Source organism: Sphingobacterium sp. DR205, from assembly GCF_011064245.1.
In the GTDB taxonomy this organism is placed as follows: Bacteria; Bacteroidota; Bacteroidia; order Sphingobacteriales; family Sphingobacteriaceae; genus Sphingobacterium; species Sphingobacterium athyrii.
Genome location: NZ_CP049333.1, coordinates 5,304,445 through 5,329,166, shown reverse-complemented (window position 1 = coordinate 5,329,166; position 24,722 = coordinate 5,304,445). Strand labels below are relative to the sequence as shown.

Genomic DNA, 24,722 nt, shown 5'->3' with positions numbered 1-24,722 from the left:
GGTTATATATATGGAGCAAACAGCAATTTTGTTGGATGAAGTCAAGATCAATTCTTTAAGAAATTATAAGGCTGATTCCTTAAAGTTTCGGGAAGAATTTGCCAAGACCTTCAATTATAGCAAACCCAAATTTAAAGACATTTTCATCACCAAAAACTATTCTTCAAATGTCCCGAGACGCCCTAATCAGGCGAGCAATAGTACCGCCTCGCTGATAAGTGTTGATGTGCTTTCTGTTATCTCTTTGTTGGGGAAAAAACGTAACCCTCAATCCAAGCTCCAACAGAAATTGATAAAGAAAGAAGAAGAGCAGTATCTTGATAATATCTTTTCAAAACCTATGGTTCAAAATTTGACGGGCCTTAAAGGGGACTCTCTACAAACTTTTATGCAGTTGTACCGCCCGAATATTGATACAGCGAAATACATGTCCGACTATGATATTATCCTGTACCTCAAAAAGAGTTATCAAGAATATATCAAGCCTTAAGTAGCTTTATCGTCTGAACTACTCTTTTTTTGTTTTGATAATGTCATAACTACTATTGCTATTTGGGATATTAGCATAATTGAAAGCCCTCTAGTAAAAGAATCATCTTCTCCATTTATACAACGAAAAAATATAAATGATACTTCCAAAAGCATCAGATAGTACATTAGTTTTCTAAAGATTGATTCCATGATCTTTCGAATTGGTAACTTTTCTCTATAAATCCCTCTTATACCAATTTACGCAAATAAATCCTGTGTCGCAACTTTAAAGAAAAGGAAACTTGGCTATGGATGTCCGTTAATCTCCCCATTCCCGCCATTCACCGAGTTTTCCTGTCCGTTGGTCTAAAGCCCATAGGCGAGGGGCATATTGTGTCGTAGTTTTGAATCAACAAATAAGAACAACAGAACTAACACAATAAAATAAAGACATTATGAACTCATTAGTAAAAACATTCGCAGCAGCAGCTTTAATCACAGTATCCACTTTCGCTATGGCAGCTGAGACGTCAGTATCAAAAACTGAAAAAGCAAACATTAACCTTTCCACAGCAGGCTTCGCTTTAGAACATTATGTTGCGGTAACTACCGAAGGAGAGTCGGCAGGCGTGGAGCAGTTATTTGCGACAGATTTCAATCAAAAAATCCAAGCTTCCAATACACAAAACCACAGCCGTAACGGAGTCGTTAAATCCTTGAAAAAACAAAAAGGGGAGAAGCTAAATTGTGTGGTAAGCACCGATATCCTTGAGGAGGCAGTAGATTATAGGATTGCTAAGGTGACGTTGAAATTTGAAAATTTCACCAAGACTGACCTGGTTACTTTGGAACGTGTGGGGAATGAATGGAAAGTATCCAAATCGATTAATTCGTATAAATAGGAACCATCTCAAGTAAATATATAAATGTTGTAAAGCCACCTCGTGAGATATGGCTTTTTTACGTCAAAAGGGCCTGATTCTCATCAGACCCTTTCTCTTAGCGTTTATTTGTATATAGACAAGTGTAATTTGAAATTAATAATATTCGTATTTAAATTCCATTTTTGAGGGATTTAAAGATTCGGTTATTTTTTCGATTTCTAGGTTATTTTCGTCATAATTCGAAATGGTTTTTTCAATTAATGAATTATTGAAATCAGTTTTAATGGATTCTATTTCATTGTTAGCGGAATCATATGTGTATTTGACGATAAACTTTTTATTTTGAATATTATCAATCACCCGCCATTCTTTGACGAAAGAATTGTCGTTTAATATATACTTATTTTCATATTGCAAATTGCCTTTGGGGTCTAGTAATCTTTCAATATGGGTATTCGTAATGGAACCGTATAAAGATTCTGATTTTGACGTTATTTCTCCCTTACTATTATAAACGATTTTGACGTTTCCCTCTTTTTTACCTGCATTTTTATTTATTCTTTTTACTGCTCTGTCAGGATTGTAATATTTGGTCCTTAATTGATGTCCGTTCTCATCATATTCCCATCCCAATATTTCTGTTACCTGATTTGGTTCAATATAGGCAATCATTTTAATTGAGTTACCGAATTGATCGTATTCATAAGCATTTTTTAGCGTCATATTGGAAAGGAACATTTCGGATACCAGCACTTTGCCTAATGAATTATATGTAGTACGATTTGTTAATACACCTTTTTTGGGGAGTTTCCTATTGGGGCTATGCTTCATAGACATAAATAGAAATTTGTTTCACTTTGCCTGTTGCTATCTTCTTTTCCGCATCTTTATTTTTCATTGTCCAAGGCCCTATTTCAGTTTGCTTATTCCTTTACTAGAGGAGAAAATTATCACAAAAAACAAGCTTAAAATTTTTATTTTTTTTATCATATTATCTTTACTGTTGAAGGTTTATTTTTTTTAAAAAAAATAGAGTTACATGGCACTTCTTTCTAGATTTCGTTGCTGAAAATAGGTTAAATAAAGGAATAATTAAAAGGTATCCGTTCTACTAAGTATATATTGACTTAGTAGGACGGATACGAATATTTGATGTTATCAACGGTAAACAAATTATGGCGATTTTCGGTATTCCTTTCTTACCGCCTATTTAAATATTTTAATGCAATTCCATTACCCCTTTATCAGATAAATTTGTGCCAGTAACTTTCATCAGCCTAATAAAGCAGGTTATGAAGTAAAAGTGAATGCTTATAAATTTTGAAAAGTCTTTTTGCTTATTGCTGCATCAGGTGTAGAGAATACGATATAAGAAAACAAAATTGTTAATGCTTTCATAAAACTGGCTCGGATAAAAATAGACGATCAATAATAAGTGTATTTAAAATAGTTATTTAAAAAAATGGATCAACATGGAACTATTAGATATTTTAGAAAAATTAATTATTCCCGTTGTCACCGGGATTGGTGGTTATTTTGTTGGGAGACCTAAACAGGAGGCAGAAGTTGTGGCGACCAATGTTGAAAATGCGGGAAAGGTGATCGATAAGTGGGCAGCCTATGCTGAAAGACTGGAGAAAAATATAGAACAATTAGGTATTGTCATAGAAGATTTGAACGATGCGCTCCAACTTGCCAATAATGAACGACTGGCTTGTGAGAAAACCTTGGCCAAATTGAAGATTAAGTATCATGATTTAATGCAACTCTATAATGAACTACTGCTCGAACTTCAGGAACTCAAAGGCAAAAGCAATATAAAAGATGGACAGGATAGTATTGTTCGCCAATAATGTTTATACGAAGCTAGGAAGCCTTATTATTTGCATTGAGGTTTTTTCTTGGTACTGATTATCAAGATTCCTGCTGTAAAATAAGACAAATTGCCCCAAAGAGCCCAGTATTTTTATTAGGGCACTGAAAAAGTAGACATAAAATAGTCTATAAAAAGATAAGCGGATGAACAGATCATAAGATGTTCATCCGCTTCATTTTTTAGCGGCATATTATTTTTTCCTCTAAGGTCGACTTTGGTATGTTTTTTGAATCTAGAGAGCGTTTTCTACTTTCGAAAAGGATTTTTCAGAAATGAGACTCTCAAATCTAGAATTTGAGTATTCTTTTTAGATTTACTACGAATATAGCCAGTGCTCCTTGCATTTTCATGTTTTCCAGGCCGTAGGAATCCGCCCTGTCATATCCATGAACATTCTTTAACTCGCTGTTTTTTGCTTCAATTTTATATCTATGCCTCGACTTTTCCCTGAAGTATTCGCTCTGCTGAAACACCTCCTGTTCTATATGCTCATCTGTTCGTATAGAGACTGAATATGTTTTGCTTTTAGCTTCCGGTTTGTAGCATCCATCCCTTAGTGGGCATACCTTGCATTTTTCGACATCGAAATAATACGTCATTGTCTGGTTGCACCGGTGTATCTTTTTACCCTGCACTCGCTTGTACATTGCCAGATGCCCTGCTGGACAGACAAACATATCTGCATCCTTGTTATAGTCAAACTTTTCTTCCTCTTTTCTGGCACCATGGGTGATTGCAGGATTTATCTTGGCTACAATTTTGATTTTATTGCCTTGTTGGTCTTTAAGCTTCAGGTTTTCCTTTCCAGCATAGGCCGCATCACCTATGATGGTATCTACCTCCATTCCGTTGGACCGGGCCTGATTCAATAGTTTTGGTAGTTCAGGACCATCCCCCTTTTCTCCTGAGGTAACAACTGCTGCTGCTATGATACGCTCTTCTGTCATTGCCAAATGCGTCTTATAACCAAAAAAACTACTGTCTGCGGTCTTGTGCCCAACTCTGGCATCCACATCTTTGGAAATTATATAGTTCTCCTGGGTATCTTCAACGGTCTCTTTTAGCAGGTTTAGTTTCTCCTTTACAGCTGGAATTTCGCTTAAAGTCGTATCAGACTCAATCAGCTTTTGAAGCGCCTTACAATATGCTATTTCTTTCCGGATATCATTTGACTCATTTTTCTGAGGCATTTGATCCTTGAAATCCTCATCCATCGAATATACAGCCTTACGCAGTAATTTTGAACGTTGTCTGAGCACCTCAAGTGGGGAATATGGATTCGACCGGGAAAGCGAATGGGTCGAATCAACGATGATGGACTTGGATTTGATAATACCTTTTTCCAATGCTATGGAAACGGTTTTCCCTATCAATAAATTCAACAGATCCATATCCTTAAGCCGCAGTTTACGGAACTTCGTCAGAGAGCTGGAGTTGATGACATCCTCTTCAGGTGACATCTCCAAAAAATATTTAAAGGACATATCGTAACGGGAGCGCTCCACAACATCTATGGTTTTCAACAACAGATATTTGAACATCCGGACAGGGCTTTCTGCAGTCCGCCCATTATTTGAACAATACTTATCCAAAAGCTCATTATAAATGAAACTAAAATCTATCATTTCATTGATCTTGCGAAGTAGATTGTCTTTAGGAACAATCAGATGGTAGAGCCTGGAATATTCACTAAGTTGGATTTTTTGTTGTTGAAATAACATTGGATGAACATAAAATACAACTATAAGATACAAAAAAAGGAGTGGAAAATCTAAGATTTTCCACTCCTTTTTTTGTTAAAAGCTTTAAAGGACTTTTTCAGTGCCCTCATTTTTATACTGGGCTCTTTTTATTTATTAGTCTTATGTTTCCCTTCCTACATAAGTTTTTTTAGACTTTTCGGTAGATCATAGATACCGAGAGAAAAGGGCATTTTTCTCACCAAAATCCATCCCTTCCAAGTGTAATTTTGTCTTGTTCCCTTTTGATATATATGCATTATAGCAGTTTTAAGCCCTTTTTTTAGGTTGTTGGAGGCTGCTTGGCAAAGGCTAAATAAGAGAACAACGGGTTCGAACACCGTGAAAAGATAGATGTCGTATTACAATAAAAAGAAGATGAAAAATGAAAAGAAAAAACGAAAAGAATATAAACCATAAAGTCGGAGGGATTGGATTTGCAGCAAAAACAAAACCTGTGGTAAACAATGCTAATCCAGATGATCTCGATGGGAGACGAAGAAGCTTTACGAGAGACTCCAAGCAGAAAAGAAAGATTAAGGATAATCGCCGATCAGCAATTGATGAATTAGAATTTATAAACTAAAGAATAATGTTATGTCACAAAATATATGTATACAGACCAGCAGGTTTGGCATTGGTGGTGAAACACTTTTCCCGGGCACAGCTTTTCAATTTGAAATTCAATTTGTCAGTTCTGAATTAATGGCTTCTGACGTACTTGCCTGTGAATGGTTTCTCGATGGTATTCTGGTTGATAGTATCAACAGCTTGGAATTCACAGGACAAGGGTACTGTGGTGATCATATTGTCGCCGTGCGAATATTGACTGCGGATGGATGGTCTGGGCTTAAGACAATGGCTTTTGCTAATTGTAAATCTATATTGGCTTCACAGGTTGACTGGCCCGCTTCTTTAAAGGAAGGGAGCTCGTCACCATTCAACGTGTTTAGGACTTTTACCGATGGGACTAAGTTTGATATTTCGGCCTCCTGTACCTTCACCGTTAGCGACGGTGGATATTTTGAAGGCAATATCCTCCACGTCGATTATAGCCCAAGTTTGGCTCCAATAAAAATGATCGAGGTTACTGCTCATACCGCTGAGGGTGAGCTGCTTGGACCGGAGCAGGTTGCCATTACAAATATTGATAAACCTGTGATTTTCATTGAAGACTTCGATTACATGGTCGTTCGCTATAGCTGGCAGAATGGTACCTCCTTAGGGCTTGATGTTGCGGTGGGGTTTGAAAATACCGATTCCGACGTCAATAACCAATATGTAGGCTATGGTCAGTTGGGGCCTACTGTTCCTTCCGGACGGAATATGCAAGATGCCTATCTGTATTGGCCAAATGATAATATAAAGGAATCTGGAGAAGAATCTGTACTGATCAATTTGAAAAAATTTACGCAAGATTTTGCCGCAAACGACATAAAAGGAGACTTCTCCTACATTGATTTTGCAAGGTCAGATTTTAGTGTGGATGATGTCAAAAATCTCGGTGATATAGGACTATACGCTATTTGGCGGGGCAAATCGGAGCAATCGGAGCTTTTTAAAGTACAGGTGACGACTTACAAGGGTGGTACTATGCAGCTACAGGGATCGCAATTTGTGAATCAAACTGGGGTAATGCACTACAATGATGAGTATACGTTCTCCACAACGAGAACAAATAGCAATCAGCTCGACGCATATTATCGTCTTGGCAAGCTTCGCTTCAATAAAGCTACTAAACGGTCAACCATCGAACTCTATGATGGGGCCTCTAATTAATTTTAAACGAATAGCAAATATTATATGTCAACAAATATCATAAACAAACGTTACTATCCGTCGCTATCGGAAGTAATTACTGTAGATGACTTGCCTGAGTTCTTGCAATTTGCAGAGGAGGGGCTGGGTGGTTTGCTGGATCGCATCCATTATAAAAATCTGCAGTATTCGAGATCACCGCGGGGCGATTCAGCTTATTATAGCCTGGATGTCATCGCCAATAATATTGGGCTTGGCTTGCCATTCGGCATGCGGCTAGTCTTGAACCCGGATGAAGATGGCAACAGTAGCATCTCTTCCTTTCCGGTATCGCTGCAGTATCAATGGGAGATGCTCGCTTATCTCAGGTCTTTCAAGACGCAGCAGTTTGCCTTTACACCACAGGCATTTTTCGATCTGGGACTCCAGATTTTCAAGATCAATGAAAACGTGGCAATCGCGCACATCATCAACAATTTTATCGTGTCGGACACCGGTATTCAGAACAAATTTGTTCAGCTCGTGAACGCAATTAATAGCACTTTCCCCGAAGCTAATTTGGTCTTACCTACAGATGAAGAGCCTACAGCGGCAAGCCTCGCCGAACTGATTAATAGCAATAGTCATATTGATCAATCTGTATCGGCGGTTCTGTTTGATACTTACATCAGTGCTGATCCAAGTCGTGCCAGAGAAAACCTGGATAGGTTTTATCAGGATATTATACCGCTGGGCATAGAAGAGTATATACGCGGTTTGATCATACCCAAGGTACGTGCGACGGTAAAGCTTGCTGCTGGAATTGAATTCCCGAATAATATTCTTAAACCTGTAGATGCTCACGGTGTGGAGCTACCGGATCGACGGGCGCTCTTTAAATTTGCCGAAGCAACTTTCTATGCCGATACCGAAGCTGGTATTGGCTCGGATATCGAATTGGTAGGTTCGTTGGAGCCTGGTCCATGTATGATCGGCAATACTGGATTTATTGTTGAATTTAACAGGGCTAAATTAGATGTCAGCAAACAGCGAAATATTCCCGAGGCGGATTTGGCTGGATATGGCCCTGATTTTAACGGTCTATACATCAGACGGGCGGGTATCAAATATATGGGGCTTGGAGAGGGCGATGTTGGATCCCTGGCCATTGTAGGCGATGACCTCTTTATCGGTTCGGGAGGGCTGTCCGGTCGTATCGCACTTGAATCAGATGGTGTGCTCCAACGCAAGTTTGGTAGCTTCTCCCTTGCATTGGATCGTTTTGCCGTAGATTTCAATAGAGGCAAGGTACGACAATCAGCTATCTCGGGCACCTTGACCATAGATAAATTTCGACAAGGTTCGGATGCATTTGTCATTGCTGTTGATGCTCAGATTGAAGATGACGGCAACTTTAGGGTGCTGGCGAGAACAGCGGAAGAGCCAATAAAAATTACGATGCCCGATGTGCTTGAAATTAAGATCCGCAGCTTGAAGTTAGGCCGGGAGGATCGCGGTTTCTACGTGGAACTAGCCGGAACTTTGGATTTTTTGGCCGATGTTCCCGGATTGGGCAAAGTGTTGCCTAGAAATATTGAGGTTCAGCGATTCCGTATTTGGCAAGATGGTGATCTTGAATTTGAAGGCGGAAGCTTTATGGTTCCACAGGCTATTTCCCTCAAAGTAGGTCCTGTCAACATGGAGATCAAAGAGATCAGCTTGGGGGCCTACGCAAGACAGCATCGCGGTATTGAACGCAGGTATCGGTATTTTGGGTTTGATGGGATGATCAATACTGGTCGTGCTGGAGTGAAGGCCACTGGAGATGGGATTAAATATTATTTTACTGTCGATCACAATGATACAGATAAGCCATTTGACAGTTTTACCAGCGTTGATGGTATCGGTATTGATCTGACAATTCCGGGCAATGTGAGCAAGGAGAATGCGGCATTTATCCTGAGCGGGTATCTGAGCATGAACAATCCCGATCCGAATATTGAGACATCCAATGCGGGGACAGAATATACCGGGGCTGTGAGCTTTGCTTTACCTAAGTTGCGGCTGAGTGGTTCAGCCGCTATGCGTCTTAATCCCAAGGTTCCTGCATTTATTGTTGATATTGGACTGGATCTTCCTGCTCCAATTCCGCTGGGGCCTACAGGTTTGGGGATCTATGGCTTCCGCGGTTTGATCGGGCAGCATTATATGCCATCGAAAAAGGCTGTTACACCGGCGCTGTCGGAGGAAGCAACCTGGTGGGATTATTACAAAGCTAAAAGTAAGATTACTGGCCGCGAGGGCATTGAGATCGATAAGTTTGCCAACGAACCGGGCTTCTCGGTTGGGGCTGGGGCGAGTATAGCGACGACCTTTGATGGCGGTTATACATTCTCTTCCAAGTTATTTCTGATGCTGGGGCTACCCGATGTGTTTTTACTGCAGGGGCAGGCAGGCATACTGCGTAAGCGTCTTGGACTTAATCAGGATGTTGATCCACCATTTAGCGCTATGATTTCCATTGATAGCAAATCTGTCATGGCAAGCTTGGGTGTAAACTATCGACTGCCAGAGGGAGGGTCATTAGATGGAAAAATCCTCAGTGTACAGGGGAAGATGGATATGGCTTTTTTCTTCAACAATGCATCAGGTTGGTACATCAATCTCGGCAAGGACCAACCCGAGTCTGAACGTGTGAGGGCAAAGGTGCTCACGTTGTTTGAAGGACATTCCTATATGATGCTCTCAGCCAAAGGCTTTAAGGTGGGCGCGGGTGCCAGATTTGATTTTCAGAAAAAGTTTGGCCCAGTGGCTGTGGGCTTAGGTGCTTATATTGATCTTGCAGGCTCGGTTAGTTTCCGCCCAATTCAATTGGGGGCGCAGGCTAAATTTGGTGGCTATGCATACCTGAAGGTCTGGAAGTTTAAGTTTGGACTATCTGTGGATATTGTTTTAGGTATAGATGCCCCCAATCCATTTCGAATTTATGGCTCCTTGGGTGTCAAGCTCAATCTGCCTTGGCCGATCCCAGATATCAAGTTTAAACTCGCCGTTGAGTGGACATTCAATAATAATAGACAACCCTTAGAAGAGCCTATTGAGATCCTGAGGTTGCCAAGTGAAACGGAAAACTATATGCCAGCTGCGGCAATAAATATGTTATCCGAGGAGAGCTTTCCGATCAACTTTGTCGACCGGATTACAACCGGTGTGATCGCCGAAATTCCGGCGCCGGGAGCTTCAGGTTGGCGCTACAATTTTACTTCCGAGCAGGAGGTTAAGAAGGTGACCATTCCATTGGATAGTTTTATTGATATCGATTTATTGAGCCCTGTAAAGCCATATGCGGCTACGCGTCTTGGCGGTGCAATGAACCAGCTTCCGGAGGGATATCTGCAAATGGTACCACCCGAACGGGGACTGAGCGACCAGGTGAAACATGAACTGTTGCTGACAGGCTTTGATATTTTCTGCTGGGCCGACAATAGCTGGAAGCCTTATCAGGTCTACGATGCTGTTACCGCAATTGTCGATGCCAACAATGGTGTCGTTGACCTGGGGACACTGAAAGATGGTTATTGGCAATTTGACGAACCCAATAAGTATAAGAAGATCCGTCTACTCTCCCAGCATATGTTTTCAATGGCTAAAGAGGAGGTATCAGTAGCTCGGGATATGGATGCACTGAATTTTAAACGCAAAGACCTGTTCTGCTTTGAGGATGCGGTAAAGAAATACCAGGTTGATTGGAAATATTTGCCATCGGGGCTTATTTACAGTTCAGGTCGCACTTTCGAACGTGAGGGGTTTAAATTTTCGCTCCAGGGTATTTCCGCCGTTATTGCTTCTGATATCAGCACGGTGAACAACAATTTCCGTTTGCGCGAAAATGGGGGAAGTCTGAACATTCTGCTATCAGAACCGCTGACTTATTTTCAGTTAAGGGTTGCAAAAAGTGAGAATACAGGAGAGGTCAAATTTGTTCGCCATCAGCGTATGCCGACAACATTCGGTGAGACAATTGTTGAGCCAGTTGTGGTTCATACGATAGCACTGGAGCGGACCGATGATGTGCAGGAACTTGTTTACGAAAATCTGGGACAACCGATTCATGAGGTTATTATCAAGCTCCATGCTAAGCGTGTACTCGGGTTTGAAGGTAACCTAAAGATCGGTGGTTACGAAAGATTGCCATTATCAACGAGCATAACCACAGCGCATCAATACGAAACCAAGAAAACTATTGCAGATGTTGTCCTTTTGAATCGGGCGCTCGAACCAGCGGAACTACTTACATCCGATCTGGAGACATTGCCGGGGGCAGTGGGCAACTGGAATGGCTACGAACGTTTGGATCATATTGGTGGTCATCATGCTGTTCTCAGCAATGCACCGATCCTCATGGATACCCTATGGCTGAAGCCTGCTTCTGATACATTGATGAAGCTTTCGCGTAACTTTACCTATCTCGCTAATGCAGATAGCCTGCAGGTGATGGCTTCTCCAGATTTGAAGGTAGAGGAAGGTGATTTTTCGATCGCAGTAACAGCGATGTTCAGTGCCCTGGAAACAGGAGTCAGTACATTGGTATCCAAAGTGTATACACATACTGAAAGTAGCGATAAAAAAGGTTATGCAATTCATTTGGTACGTCAGGAACGGATTGTGTCCGATCATGATTACCGGGGTGATCAGGCTTTGCCAGCTTACGATGTTGTTTTTACAAGTTATCATGACCAACAGGCCAGCAGTATTATTGCTAGCGCTGAGATGACAATGGATTGCAGCAGTGGCATTATTCCCGTGACACAGTACGCACAGGTGGTCGTAACAGTGTCGAGAGCTCAAAATCAGGTCAAGATCTATGTGGATAAAGAACTCAAAGCGACAGCTCCCATTCCCGCGGAGTTGCAGCTTGATCCCCCGCGTAATTTTGCAACTGATATTGCCGAATTGATCTATATGACCGAAGCAGTACATCGCCGTGTTGAGGAAAGTGAGATGACACGTGAAGGATTTATTGAGGAAAATCAAGCCATTAGCGCCAATTTGAATCAGACCATTCAACCTGTATGGCGACCAGATACGATGTATGCTATCGTAGTAAAAACCAAGGATGTTGTGAATGACGATGTAGCAGGTGCTGCAGAACGGGCTTTTATCTATGGCTTTAAGACAGCTGGCCCGATCGGACATTTCCACAAAGAGAGTGCGGTATATGAAGCATTGGCAAGTGAGGATCAAACGGCATCGTTTAAGCTTGCTAATCTGAGACATTACATCGACTACGAGCGCTCGTTCCCAGATGCGATGGGAAGACAAGATCGGAGTAAACCCCTCTTTTATGAAGAGGCCAAAGTTCGATTGCTCTTTAACAAAGCCTATCTCAATGCGATGTATAGTGATTGGGACAATTATCAGGGACGACCATCTATTCAGAGCCGTTTAGATGTCAAGCTGGTGGATCCCTATGGACAAGTTTATGAGCAGCAACTGGTCTGGGAAGAGTTGCCGGAGCAATCCATTAATGATAGCAACTTCCGCAGTTTGCCTTCCGACCAACAGCGGATTTACCTTCTTAACCGTGCCGCATTTCAGGATGCCTGTAATGCTAGTGACATCGCTATTGTTCGCAAGCGTAAGCGGGGAGAGTACCAATTTCCACATTTGCTACCCAATCGATTGTATACCGCATTGTTTGAATCGGTCTACAAACCCGATGGCCATCCAGCCCAGCAGGCTGAGGTACACCGCTTTGGCGTCATGACCTCGCGTTATGCCAATTTTCACGATCAGGTTAACAGAGCGCTGACCGTCGATCCGATTGTGCTTGAAATGGCCGACACGGAGGTAAATGGTCTGCTCAAGGATCTTTGGAATGGAAATTACCAGGGCGATGATGCCCATATTCTTCGGTATACCGACAGTTTTGAGCGGATGGTTTACGGTGGTTTGCAGATTAAACAGCTACAGCAGTATGAACACACCGTTATTCAGCCGATTGTACAACAGGATCCGGTTACCAAGAGACGAAAGATTATTGGGGTGCTGGTGCGTAATCCAGAACCGTTCAATCACCCCAATCTGCCTAAAGAGCAGCTGTTGGATACCCTACAATGGGGTCAGGAACGGGAGGATGGCCAGTTTGAAGCCAATGACGCTATCAAAGCCCTTTATTCCCGCAACCTTTCGGCTGCCTTGCTCAGCAATACGGATCTGTCGATCACCCCGGCGGACATCCAGTTGCGCTTTGTTTTCAAGGAGTTTGATGGACAGGATTATGTGGCTTCAGCGGAAGTTATCCTGCCACTGACCTTGACCGATCAGATCGATGATACGGCTACATCAAGTTATAATTCAAGAATCAATCTTTAGATAAAATAAAAATGACCAAAGTAATAAATTACCATGCTTACCATGCAGATTATAGCGTTATCGCTGACTGCCTGGATGCCATTTACCAGCTCGAAGGAGCTGGTAAATTTGACAACAATGGCACATTGTTGCAGCAACTGCGCCGGTTGGAAAGTGATGTACTGAAGAAATTGTACACCCGGGCGATCTATCTTTATGCCGAGCTTTCTGGGGTAGCTCCAGAGTCCTCACCGTTGCCAGACGATTATTTTTATGGCGATTTTGACCAGGAGGATTTCCTCTTTGACGACTTTTACGTAGGTTATGTGGATTTTGACAGTACTTCATACAATGTGCTTTTCCGTACGATCCTGCTTATTTTTCAGGAAATCAAAAGTCGTGGGTTTAAACTGGACGAAGATATTCAACTGCCTTTAGCGGATGCCGATCTTGTTGCTTTTTTGCTTGCTTTTTGGCAGATTCAGGCGAGTATAAAGGCGATGGGAATTCCCGTCTGTATTGATCAAGAGAATAGTCCCTTTAACAATGATAGTGGGCTGATGCTCCAAACTTCAGGTGCAGATGGCACCCAAGGCATCGTCCCAGGGGTACATCTACGTTGGAGCTTTGCCGGAGATCTTGGACATCAGCATTTGCCCAAAGGCAATTATTTTGACCACAAAAATGTTCCCTTGCAAGGATATAATCAGACCGATGACTTTGTCCATATTTATCGTACCCCCTATAAGGCGGACAATACGCTATTTGTGGATTTTCTGATCCATCGTCCTGTGGTGCTCGCAGCAGAAAGGACTTGGATTTATACCATCAACGAAACAATAGATAGTCAATTAAGGACAAGCCACCTACGTATTGTGTTTGAAGATGAGGCAAATTATGATCAGCTTTTGGGACCTTATGACCCTGTTGGGGATCCGCAGGGATTTATCGATCAGTATCAAGGTGTCTTGCGCATCGATGTCTATGGTAAACCTTATTTTCAGCTTGGGTTAGCGGTTTCCAATAGCAGCGATATTGCACAGTCAATTAAATTGGAAGGCATTTCGGGACTTGTCACAGAGAATGTGCCAGCAACTGGAGACTTGAGCAGCTATGCGACTGAAATCATTGATGCTGAGCGTAGCCGTACGGTGCTGTTTACGGCAGAGAACCTCAAATATGTACGGATCAGAAAGGCGCAACAGCTTATCCTAAAGGGACTACAGGTGGAAACTTACGAAGGACTGCTGGCAGATCGTCAATCGGAGGATTGGACAGAGGTGGGCGAGGGCTTTGCATTGTCCCTGGACGATGTGGAAGTATTTGCCCGGCTGGAAAGCCCCCAAAAGCCTATCGACAACCTTTGGCCACATTTTAACGAAGGAACCCGGCTTCGTGCAGCCAACTATGTCGATAAATGGCAATATGGCGATGCCGACGATCCCGCCCTGCGCAATCTTGTGAGCAAGTATCTGGCGCTGTCCGAGACCGATCCGCGTGCCATGGAAGAACTACAACGTGATGAATCCGTTACCGAGGAAGTGGAGACGGTTCGGGTAAGCTATCTCGATATCATCAATCTGATTGGTATGGATTATCATTTCGCACGAATGTTGGGTCTGGGGCATATTGATCAGGATCTGGAGACAGATTTAGGTAAAAAATACATCTATCAGGCACGCTACAGCAATAAAATGGCTGAGACAGGTGTCATAAAGCAGTATCAATATACCAGTATTCCTGCATCCCGACTTGATGACCGTAAACCTGAAAAGCCGCTGATGCGCCCATTGACCTATACGTTCCCCAATAGCATGGGGACACTCAACGATATGCTGGATACCCAAGGTTACCATAAGACCGAGCGTATGCGGGTAATCAATATCGGTCGTGAAAAGTATTATGCTGAGGAGCAAGGGCATAATTTCTTTGCAGACCTCAATGTTCCGGTCAATCACAATCCAGCTTTGCAGCCAAAACCCGTTTATTACGGTGTCGAATACCGCAAATCAACTGAGGAACACTATGTCAAACCAGAGATTACCTATTCGCTTGAATTGGGGGGAAAAGATTATTATGACTATGATGACAGCCATTCGGAAGGAGTATTGGAGACTGTTCCCGTCCTGGACAATGCCGAAAGTCTGTATACCCACTTTATCACAGCGAATGGAAAGCATGTCTACGCCATTTACGGGATAGACTGGTTTGGCCGGGTGTCAGCAGTCAGTACAGAAGTATCGTCAGATGAGACTGTTTTTCCTGCGATCAATAAGCTGCAGCCACCGAGCAATGTTGCAGTACAGTACCTACAGGAAGAAGATCCCCTTATTTTCACGACACAAACCGAGCAAGATTGGTTACGGGGTCGTAAGCAGGCTTTCCCTGGACGCGACATCGGGATAACGCGTGTCACCTTTGATTGGTTGGATATGGTAGATGTTTCAGATCTCTCCTCAACTACTATGGGTGAACTAGGAGGTATCATCAAAGCAGATAAAGCACAGCCGCTTTTTTTGGATCGGATGCCTCTACAGCTCATCGGCCAGATCAGGTCAATAGAAGAAGTCGAAGGAGAGCCCACATTGTCGCGTATGACCACGGCACCACATATCCTGATCGATGGTAGTCAACTTGTGCCCCAGCTTCCTGCAGCGGATCTTGATCGCTTTCGGGATAGTATTCTTACAACTGCTGATGGCAATTTCAGAATACATTCTCTCCTGAGTGGACAGCAAGGGGTAGATATTATGCTTTATAAAAGAAGGTCAGAAAGTATCGTTTCCGATGAGGAAGAGATTCCAGCTTACGGTACGGCAGTGCAGTGGCAGTTGCCTAAAAGTGGTGATAAGTTTACCACGATCGAAAATTTGGGGCAGCACAGCAACTGGGCGCCGGTGCAAGCCACCGTATCACTCGTCGATTTTGCAAGTCCTCAACAGCCAATAATTGAAACTACAGTGGACATTGAAGGCAATCGCAGTCAGGTCTGGGTAGGAGGCATTACCGAGGAAGCTCAGGTCAGACCATTATTTGGGCCACAGGTGGAGACTGATGAGCAGCTGCCTGGTTATTACGAGGTTAGCATACCAAATTATACTTTACAGGCCCACCCACAGGTGAATATCCCTTATCAGGCTGGTCAGCCTACAGGTAATTCTCCAGATCAGGTCAATCCGGCCCATGTGGAATGGTATCGAGGGATTATCCGTATGCCATTGGCCGGGAATACGGGCGATAAATACAAAGAACTGCAAGTTGTGCGGATTGAATCGCAGGATCCTTTATTGCTTTATGTGGTTGATCCTGGTTTTGCAGATAGACCGATCGCGGTGCCGACTATTCCAGAGGCTACTGTGAAGGTCAACTTTCACCCAGGATATCGGGCTTATTTCTTTAATGAGCCGATGCCGGGACAGCTTCATAAAGCCAATATTGAACCGGCTGAAGGTGTCAATGACCGCAAGACGCTATTGACCTTGTACAGTCAGGATACAGTACATGAAGGTTTTACATCAGGAATTGCTACTCCAGCAGTGCTATTGGCTTTGCGGCATGATGAGCCGCAGGATCTCGAACCACCGGTAGCATTGGGTGAAGGGGGGGGCGCAGCACAACGTCGGACAAGATTCCGTCGCGCTGTAGCACAACCGATGGAGGCGCAGAAAGTTCGTCCGGATTCGACCGGTATGGGAGCCTTTACATTTGATATAAAAATTGCTCCCGACTGGGGTGGAAAGGTGCGCAATCCCTTTGGTCATGTTTTCTATCGTACAGATGAGGACGAACTGCTGGAGGCGCTGTATAAACCGGAGACGGTACAGACGATTCGGACCTCGCTTTCCGCTCTGACCGCCGATCCCTATTATTATCAGCGGTTCCATGAGCTAGCCAATCAGATTTTTCCGTCTGCAGATGCGGTAGCCTACAATGTGTTTGAAGCAACACCACAGCCCTATGGTTTCCCTGTCCCTGATAAATCGGGCTTGGATTTAAGTTCAGATCCGCTGGCAGTCAAAAAGCTTAAATATATCGGAGCAATACAGTCCGTGCTAATGCCGATAACCGAGCAACCTGTGATTTTTAATTACGTTAAGGAGGGGCAGCGTACAGAGAATACAGTTCCTGTTATCCGAAATATAGATGGACAGCTATTGGATCCCAATGATGCGACGTTCAATCCGTTTCCCATGGTGCGCAAATTTACCGATCCGCAATGGCCAGACACTTGGTTTCTGCGTTTTACGGATTACAATCTGAACAGCAATTCACAGAAACTCTATTTCTATGCTGCGGTGGAGATTAATGCCAAACTGCAACCGGGGAATCTGAGTCCCTTTGCGGGGCCTGTTATGGTGATGCAGACAGTAGCTACAGAGGCGCCCAAGATCAAAGGGTATGAGTTGCTGCGCAATGAAACCATGGAGTCCAAGTTGCGGGGTATCAGTTTTACTATTGGTGGTTTTTCGGAGGTCGATAAAATTGCTAAGATCCGTCTCTATCGCTTTGCAACATCCGAACAAGCGGGACGACTTTCGGGCTATCAAGCGGAGATTGAAGATCTCGTAGATGGGACAGGACAGCAAGTTTACAGTGTTGTCGATACATTTTCGGCAGTAGACGGAGCGACTTTTTCCGGAGCGACCTACTATTACCGTGCGGTTGGCGTGCGTACAGTGGTCAATGAGCAAGGAGGATTGGAAGAGGTGTTAACAGTTCCATCCGAAATTATTGTGGTAACGATTCCCGATGTGAGGAAGGCGGCATCACCTGTATTGAACTATGATCAGACAGCATCAAAATTGACCTGGCAGCCCATCGGTACAGACTACAGCTATTACCTTTTCCGACTGAATAATCAGGGAAATTGGATCAAAGTCGCTGGATTTGAAGCATCCGAATCCAATCGGGAGATGAGTTATAATCTTAGTGCCAGCGATTACCCAAAACAGGATGGAGATGGTGGTGCCTTGTACTACCGTTTTAAGCTCACTGTCGCCAATACCTTGGGTGAGTACAGTATAAAAGAAAGTGAATTAACAGTGTAAATAAATTTTAAGAACAATTTAAAAATTACAATTATGGCAGATATTATCAGTAAAGATCCAATCAGCGATGGCTATGTGGATCAGGTCATCAAGGCAAATGAAGCCTTAGATGAGAATTCGTCAAATACGCAGGGTGTGCAGCTCAGGAAATTGGTGAAAGACCTCCGTGACCGGCTTGAAACGGAGGTGGAAAAAAGTAGTGCGGTTATTGCGGGCAAAGTGGATGCTGTGGCAGGCAAAGGACTATCGACATTGGACTTTACACAAGCAGATAAAGATTCCATCGACAATTTTAACAACTGGTCCGAGGATGTTGCATCGAGAGATTATGTTGATGCAAAGGTTGCACCATTACAGAGTAGTATTGACAATCTTAACAGTGGCGCTAATGGAATCGTTAAACTATTGGACGCGCCTTTTGGGAAATTATTCAATAATCAAAACATAAATGAATTTGCTTATCTCCGTTACGAGGGACCAAACGGAGCCCAGGCTTATCAGATAAATATACCTGTGGAATTCTATTCGGATGTGAACGGCAAAGGATTTATACGCCTTAAATTTTTACTGAAAATAGTACCGAAAGAGAATGGCATTGTTAATGTTAAGGCAAATTTCTTTGGAAATGGTGCACGTGGTTTTGGGATTGTATCAGAGATGATGCTAGCATTTCAGGAAAAGGAATATCTCGTAGAACTGCTGGTGAAAAGGGGTATAGATGGTACTGAAATATTTGTTTTAAGGGACGGTCAACAAATTCCGGATCAACATTCAAAGACCGATGACGGTACGGTGGAAATAGAGTGGGAAGATTTTCCAAAACGAATTGATTATATGATGTTCTCAACTTCCGCTGGTACAGGTCGTGCAGACGCGACTATTTCAGGTTTGACAGTGGAAATTGCAAGCTTGACGAGTTAAATTGGACTTATAATGTGTTAATTTTAAATTTTGATTGTCATATTCTCGGAGCTCTAGGTACTATACCCGGGGCTTCGTTGTTTTTAAGCCTATTATGGATGCCTAATCGGGTCATGTTTGATGTAAATTTCATTTCTAAATAAGTTCTCTTTCTATCAGACTATCTATCTAAAAATATCAATTTTATCTAGTTTTCGGTACTTCTCATTTACCGATAGAAAAGACCAGTTTTCCATCTATTTGGGGCAAGGTTCCATATTACATTTGTCTTATTCAAAGGAATATAGCATCGCGTTTCAATGGAGACAGGTATTTAAATCTTCAATAGCGGAAAGCAAAAAGCTAAATAACAATGAATATGGAGCCCAGGGTGAAAAAGCTGTGGACTGATGCAAGTAGAACTCCTTTTGGGAGCTATTTGAACGTCTTATGACGATAAGACGAAAAAGTCCAGATGGTAAAATTAGTTTAATAAAAAAGATAACAATGAACAATGATAATTCATATTTCTTCCTAGCCAATGGAGACTTGATATCCCAGCGCAAGGAACAGGCATTTGGTGTTATTGACGAGCAGAAATTTCAATTAACAGCGTCGTTCGATTCCAGTACACCTAATATGGCCTATGCCATTTGTAAAGGTCAGGTGTTTATTCTGCCACAGCAGGGCAAGGAATCCGATACGGTCAATTTGGTATTAAAGCCCTATATACAGCCACTTACGGGTACTAAGATCAAATATTTTATTTATCGGGGCTTGCAGCGTGCAGATTTTTTTACAGCAGGGCAATCTCCTTTAGTTATAGCAACAGACAGCTCAGACTTTGTTACTACAATTAACCGAGGGTTCGCCAACTTGTATAATAACGGTGAAATTCCACCTTTTAAAGCTGAATATATTGGTTTTGAAGCGGGTTTTCAATCCGATAACCTGCTTTCTTCGATTTTCTTTAAGACGTCTGTTTTGAGCAGCGATAATAACATTATCACTGAAAGTGATGCTTATGAACTTCCGATGATCGATATAGGCAAATCTTTGGGTCGATTTAAGCAGGGTGAATGCGGTATAGATGTCGTGTTGGACTACGGTGATTTTGAAAATCCCCAAGATGAAAGTTTATTCCAACTAGATCTCGCTTATGCTGGAGCGCAAAAAGCAATGATTGACCTAAGCGGAATGACAAATGATTATAAAAAGAAATTAAAACGGGAGCAGATTGCACAGTTTCTGGATATAGCGGCTTTTTATGGCAGTCAGGTAAATCAAGGTCGAGTCAACAGCGTCTTGGGAGAACGTAAAGGAACTGCGATTTATGAAAATCTACTGCAGCAGTTTTTCACTAAGAACAAAGTATATGTGTATATCCAAAGTGATCGGGGTAGATCGTATAACTTTTATAACAATTATACAATCTCGCCCACAGCTAACACCTGTATTTTTAAGGGGGAAATCGAGAATGCCCTGACGGAAAGTGCTTATCAGACACTAGGGTGGCCATTATTGATAGACGATCAAGTCCAAAATCATGATCTTTTGGAAAATAAGCTACTATTGCGTTTTCCGATTGACTATAATAACCACGTAGGCTGTTATGTACAGTCAGGTAAACTTCAGGCTTCGGCAATAGATGGGCTGATTACAAGAGAAGAATTGTCTGAGCAAACTGTGCCTGGTGCTGTCCGTTCAGATTATACCAAGCCAGTTGTTTTGTTGCACCCCAATATAGGACCTAGTGGTTCAAAGATTCCTATTACCACATTTGACAGGCTTTTATACCAAGGTAAAAAAAACAATTATTTGGGATTGGAGGAGCTTGGTATAGAAACAGCACTTACTGGAAGTCTCGATGATATTTTTGATCAGCTTAATGCTGTCGCTGTATTCAAAGGAAGCGAAGAAAATGCTAATTCCACATTAGCGATCCACAAATTAAAATTGGTGAGTCCTTATTATAACAAGGATCAGAAAGGTATCTGGGCGACACAAACGGTCGTTGTTAAAGACCGTTTGGATTTCTCAAACGACGTATATCGTGTTACTTACCGCGCGGAAGCCAGAGAAGCAAAGCATCGCTTGATTGATAGTGGCGAGGCGGGTGTCGATACGCGGACCAGTGCTTCTACACTACAATCAGTAGGATCTGGAGATTTCAACCGATTAAATGCTGGTGGCACTTTTGACTTTGTCTACTTTTCTGATTATCAGTTGAAAGTTCCGGGATTGATTCTTACCTCAAGTGACGGAAAAGGAGTACCACACATGCAGATTGGTCTGGTGAAATCTGAAAATGAAAGGATTTTGGAAGCTATTGTGTCTTCAGGGTTGCAAAATGTTCAGCTTATGTTGCTTGACCTACATGGTGCTGGCAATCAATTTATTTCCGAAGAAAAAATAGCGTATAAAAAATACAGACTGGCACTATCTGGAGAGAACATTGAAGGACGGCCAACGCTGTATCAGATTGAGCAGGACATTACGGTTTATACAGTCGATCAGTACACCTACTTTTCTTTTCTCTATGCGAGTAGCATCAATGATCTCTACGGGATGCCGGAAACCAGAAATAGTTATGTAACATTTAAAATCAATTAATTATGGGATTAGCAGGAATATTGAGTACGGGATATGCCGTAAAAAATATTGATAAACTAAGCAATATATCCTATCATGTCTACTTAGGTACAATCATTGGATTTCAATATAATGGTATCAGCTATAGATATTTTGATGCACAGGATTTTCTTAAAGGCGATTATAATATGCCGATCAGATTTCGTCAGGGGAAGACGGATGAAGAAATATTTTATGTAACAGCAGGGTTCTATGAGGAAACTAAATTTCTGGCCTATCTTTCCAAGCAATATGATTATGCCAAACTGGTTATTGAAAATAAGTTTGATACCAGTGTACTTCCTAATGCTTCGATTGGAGTGGATACAGTGAAGATTATCCGAGTAAAATCTACGGCACCTTATTCAGAGGAGTTCAAGTATGAAGAGATTAGCTGGCTGTATCAGGGAAATCCCGTCTATGACCGGGATCTCTTAAAGTGGATTATCCCGGACAACGCTTCGTTTGGGACACAAAGTTATGAACTGAGCGGAACCGCAGGCAGCTATTACGCTAATAACATTCAGCAGATTACAACGAGTTCACGTATTAATCCCAATGATTATGGTCAGGCGGCCGGTTTGCTTGGGGCAATTGCCCTTGTCATTGACCAAATCGTGTTGGAAGTATTTCCAGTGCTGGACAGCGCATCTGAATTTGGAGATTTTATCATTGCACAAAAAAATTATTGGCGAAATGAACTTATTCATACTGATATTTCCTTGACCGAACTGAGCGCTTATAACACGAGTTTGGTTACACTTTATGAAAGTGTCTATCGCTCGCAAAACTATCTCAATAATGCTGATGGAAAGAATAAATTGCTAAAACTCGGTGCTATATTGTCCGAATCGGCATTGCGGATAGTTCCGTTAAATAAACGCATTGAAATTTTGCGGTTAATGAGCCGGCAATCGATTGAAGGTGAAGTGATAACTGTTGTGACAAACGACATTGACTACGAAGCACTAATTATCAGAATCGTCAATTCCGTTCAGCCTAGCGAGGCCGATCTATTTTTGGAAGTATTGGCAAAAATGGAAATAATCAGTTCCAATAAAAATAAGACCCTATTTGAGCTGCTTTATTCTGGAATCGATAATGGGCATATGTTGGTCGGTGTAAACAATCTCGATCGCTTTATGCAAGGAATGTATCGGATTTGGCTGCTGAGTGCGTATAACCCAAAGGATCAGCTTGCAGATGAAGACATCAAAGAAAAAGATTTAAATAATGTTGTTTGCATCAATTACAAGACTGACACAGCATTCCTTTTTTTTAACGATACTAATTATTATTTCGAATTTGCGGGCAATCAGATTCTTGTCAAGCCAGATGACAGCTCAGCTTTACTTGAAGAGCAATCGCTGCACATGTTTCGCTGTATGATATTGATGGGTACCGAGCATATTAGTGGCAACCAACAGATTATGGAGGTCAATATCAACGGTCAACAGGAAATGGCAATTCCGTTATTTTATTTGAAGTATATCGACGATAAAAAGGCGACGGAAAATTTGGTGACCGGGATACAGATCGGTGTCGATATTGCTCTTACGTTAGCGCCGATAGGCAATCTTAGTAAATTGAAACATATAACCAGATTGACAAAGTTTGGACGTGCAATAGCCGGAAAAACGATTGTAGAGGGGCCGGGAGAGGTGTTGTTACGGCTTGAGTTGGCTCAGGGAGTCGTTTCGGCAGTCGAGATCACAGCGGGATTGGCATCTATCTATTACAACTATGCGAAGCAAGTGGAAGAGGTCTGTGATGTGACCAGTTCGCAATATGATCAGGAAAAATGTATCAATTATCGAAGGCTGGCGGATCTATTTATGTATATCGGTATAGTAAATGGGGTTCTTGATGTTGTTGCGACGCGTAAGGTTAAAAATGTAGCAAAAAAGATTTTGGACTCTCCGATCGCAAATACCCTGGATATTGATGTCTATAAAATCTTGAAAAGGTTTGCGGAACCACTTGGTGATGCTATCGAAGCAACCAACACCTTTTGGCTGTATGTACGGGATCCGAAAAATAAAGAGCTGCTTACTCAAGGATTTATTGATCTGTGGGAAAATACGAATATTTGGACGGAATCCCTACGAACTAAGTTTATTACGGATTTCTCAACTGAAGTGGCTCAACTGCGTTATTTTCAGACCGAAGAAACGCTGGCACGCTGGCGACAGCTCGCGACCAGGGATATCCCATTGTCTGGCAATATAAAGTTTTTGCAGGATCCGGTAGCGGCCAATCGTTTGGTGGAGCTTTTCGATAGCCCTACGCTTAAAAGTGTGTATAATACTCTGTTGGATTCACATGCGAGACCAGATTCGATAAATATGTTTTTGAAAACATATGGAGGAGAAGGTATTGTCGAATTTGAGAAGTTTGCCTCAAAATCAGATCTAGTACACTCTTGGTTCCGATATTTTGATGATGAAAAAATAAAACCGTTCTTTTTTAAATTAAAAAAAGATGGAATGTTTAAATTTGTTGAAAGGTATGGTTATGAAGATGTTACGAGTGAGGTCTTTATGCTAATAAAAGGTAGTCCTGAGAAACATATAAGTCATTTAATGTCATTTTCTGATGCTACTCATAATATCAATTATTTTAATAAGCGAAGGGCTGAAATGCTTCCGAATGTATTTAGAGATCGTGGTGGTAGTGGTGGACTTTATGGAATTCAAGAAGTGGATAGTTTTATTGAATTAGAATTGCGTTTTGGCGGAGAAGCTCGAGCTTCTTTTTCGGAAGAAGCCGGAGATGTAATTATGCAAGGAGGAGTTTTACATGGCTTAAGCTTAGATCCCATGGGTATTTCAAATTCGGCTATTCCTGCTTGGGAATTTAGGTTCACGAAGCAATTTAATAACTTCAAAATTTCTATTGATAGACATTTTCGCAAGATTTACAATCCAAAACCAGGGAAGCCATCTTTAGATAAAGTGGTTATTGATTTCAACCATATGGATCAGATTTCTCCAACATTGAAAACGGAAGTTATGGATTATATAAATAGTAAGTATCCGGATTACAATAATGACATGTATTTAATTAAGTTAAATTTTTAGTT

At 42.0% G+C, this 24,722-nt stretch carries 12 protein-coding genes; 10 read left to right on the top strand and 2 right to left on the bottom strand.

Going from position 1 to position 24,722, the window contains the following annotated elements:
• Window positions 1-10: 10 nt before the first annotated feature.
• A complete protein-coding gene (locus G6053_RS22810; protein ID WP_165308620.1) occupies window positions 11-490 on the top strand; it encodes a hypothetical protein in 480 nt (159 codons plus the stop codon).
• Window positions 491-926: 436 nt separating this feature from the next.
• On the top strand, window positions 927-1,373 hold the full coding sequence (locus G6053_RS22805) for a hypothetical protein (RefSeq protein ID WP_165308619.1): 447 nt from the start codon (window positions 927-929) through the stop codon (window positions 1,371-1,373).
• Between the two features lie 135 nt (window positions 1,374-1,508).
• Here G6053_RS22805 and G6053_RS22800 read toward each other — a convergent pair whose 3' ends face one another.
• Window positions 1,509-2,192 (bottom strand): hypothetical protein, encoded by a 684-nt coding sequence (locus G6053_RS22800; RefSeq protein ID WP_206531801.1) that lies wholly within the window; start codon window positions 2,190-2,192, stop codon window positions 1,509-1,511.
• Window positions 2,193-2,827: 635 nt separating this feature from the next.
• Here G6053_RS22800 and G6053_RS22795 point away from each other — a divergent pair.
• Complete coding sequence (locus tag G6053_RS22795; protein WP_165308617.1) at window positions 2,828-3,208, top strand: hypothetical protein; 381 nt, start codon at window positions 2,828-2,830, stop codon at window positions 3,206-3,208.
• A 310-nt stretch (window positions 3,209-3,518) separates the two neighbouring features.
• Here the strand turns inward: G6053_RS22795 and G6053_RS22790 are convergent, their stop codons facing one another.
• Complete coding sequence (locus tag G6053_RS22790; RefSeq protein WP_165308616.1) at window positions 3,519-4,952, bottom strand: IS1182 family transposase; 1,434 nt, start codon at window positions 4,950-4,952, stop codon at window positions 3,519-3,521.
• A 403-nt stretch (window positions 4,953-5,355) separates the two neighbouring features.
• On the opposite strand from G6053_RS22790, the gene G6053_RS22785 reads away from it, so the two are divergent.
• The 7 genes from G6053_RS22785 to G6053_RS22755 all read left to right on the top strand — a co-directional run bounded on the left by G6053_RS22785 (window position 5,356) and on the right by G6053_RS22755 (window position 24,720).
• Entirely contained in the window at window positions 5,356-5,556 is a 201-nt protein-coding gene (locus G6053_RS22785; RefSeq protein ID WP_165308615.1) for a hypothetical protein, read from the top strand.
• A gap of 11 nt (window positions 5,557-5,567) precedes the next feature.
• Window positions 5,568-6,749, top strand: coding sequence for a hypothetical protein (locus G6053_RS22780; RefSeq protein WP_165308614.1), 1,182 nt, complete (start codon window positions 5,568-5,570; stop codon window positions 6,747-6,749).
• 24 nt (window positions 6,750-6,773) lie between these two features.
• Complete coding sequence (locus tag G6053_RS22775) at window positions 6,774-13,082, top strand: hypothetical protein (RefSeq protein WP_165308613.1); 6,309 nt, start codon at window positions 6,774-6,776, stop codon at window positions 13,080-13,082.
• 11 nt (window positions 13,083-13,093) lie between these two features.
• Complete coding sequence (locus G6053_RS22770) at window positions 13,094-18,109, top strand: hypothetical protein (protein WP_165308612.1); 5,016 nt, start codon at window positions 13,094-13,096, stop codon at window positions 18,107-18,109.
• A 33-nt stretch (window positions 18,110-18,142) separates the two neighbouring features.
• On the top strand, window positions 18,143-19,030 hold the full coding sequence (locus tag G6053_RS22765) for a hypothetical protein (protein WP_165308611.1): 888 nt from the start codon (window positions 18,143-18,145) through the stop codon (window positions 19,028-19,030).
• 486 nt (window positions 19,031-19,516) lie between these two features.
• Window positions 19,517-21,622: a hypothetical protein gene (locus tag G6053_RS22760; RefSeq protein WP_165308610.1), complete on the top strand. Its 2,106-nt coding sequence runs from the start codon at window positions 19,517-19,519 to the stop codon at window positions 21,620-21,622.
• Between the two features lie 2 nt (window positions 21,623-21,624).
• The gene (locus tag G6053_RS22755) at window positions 21,625-24,720 is read left to right on the top strand and encodes a hypothetical protein (protein ID WP_165308609.1); all 3,096 of its coding nucleotides are present in this window, start codon (window positions 21,625-21,627) and stop codon (window positions 24,718-24,720) included.
• Window positions 24,721-24,722 lie beyond the last annotated feature (2 nt).

Coding starts and splice junctions, on each gene's coding strand:
- G6053_RS22810 (WP_165308620.1), top strand. CDS start 11: ATGGAGCAAACAGCAATTTTGTTGGATGAAGTCAAGATCAATTCTTTA.
- G6053_RS22805 (WP_165308619.1), top strand. CDS start 927: ATGAACTCATTAGTAAAAACATTCGCAGCAGCAGCTTTAATCACAGTA.
- G6053_RS22800 (WP_206531801.1), bottom strand. CDS start 2,192: ATGTCTATGAAGCATAGCCCCAATAGGAAACTCCCCAAAAAAGGTGTA.
- G6053_RS22795 (WP_165308617.1), top strand. CDS start 2,828: ATGGAACTATTAGATATTTTAGAAAAATTAATTATTCCCGTTGTCACC.
- G6053_RS22790 (WP_165308616.1), bottom strand. CDS start 4,952: ATGTTATTTCAACAACAAAAAATCCAACTTAGTGAATATTCCAGGCTC.
- G6053_RS22785 (WP_165308615.1), top strand. CDS start 5,356: ATGAAAAGAAAAAACGAAAAGAATATAAACCATAAAGTCGGAGGGATT.
- G6053_RS22780 (WP_165308614.1), top strand. CDS start 5,568: ATGTCACAAAATATATGTATACAGACCAGCAGGTTTGGCATTGGTGGT.
- G6053_RS22775 (WP_165308613.1), top strand. CDS start 6,774: ATGTCAACAAATATCATAAACAAACGTTACTATCCGTCGCTATCGGAA.
- G6053_RS22770 (WP_165308612.1), top strand. CDS start 13,094: ATGACCAAAGTAATAAATTACCATGCTTACCATGCAGATTATAGCGTT.
- G6053_RS22765 (WP_165308611.1), top strand. CDS start 18,143: ATGGCAGATATTATCAGTAAAGATCCAATCAGCGATGGCTATGTGGAT.
- G6053_RS22760 (WP_165308610.1), top strand. CDS start 19,517: ATGAACAATGATAATTCATATTTCTTCCTAGCCAATGGAGACTTGATA.
- G6053_RS22755 (WP_165308609.1), top strand. CDS start 21,625: ATGGGATTAGCAGGAATATTGAGTACGGGATATGCCGTAAAAAATATT.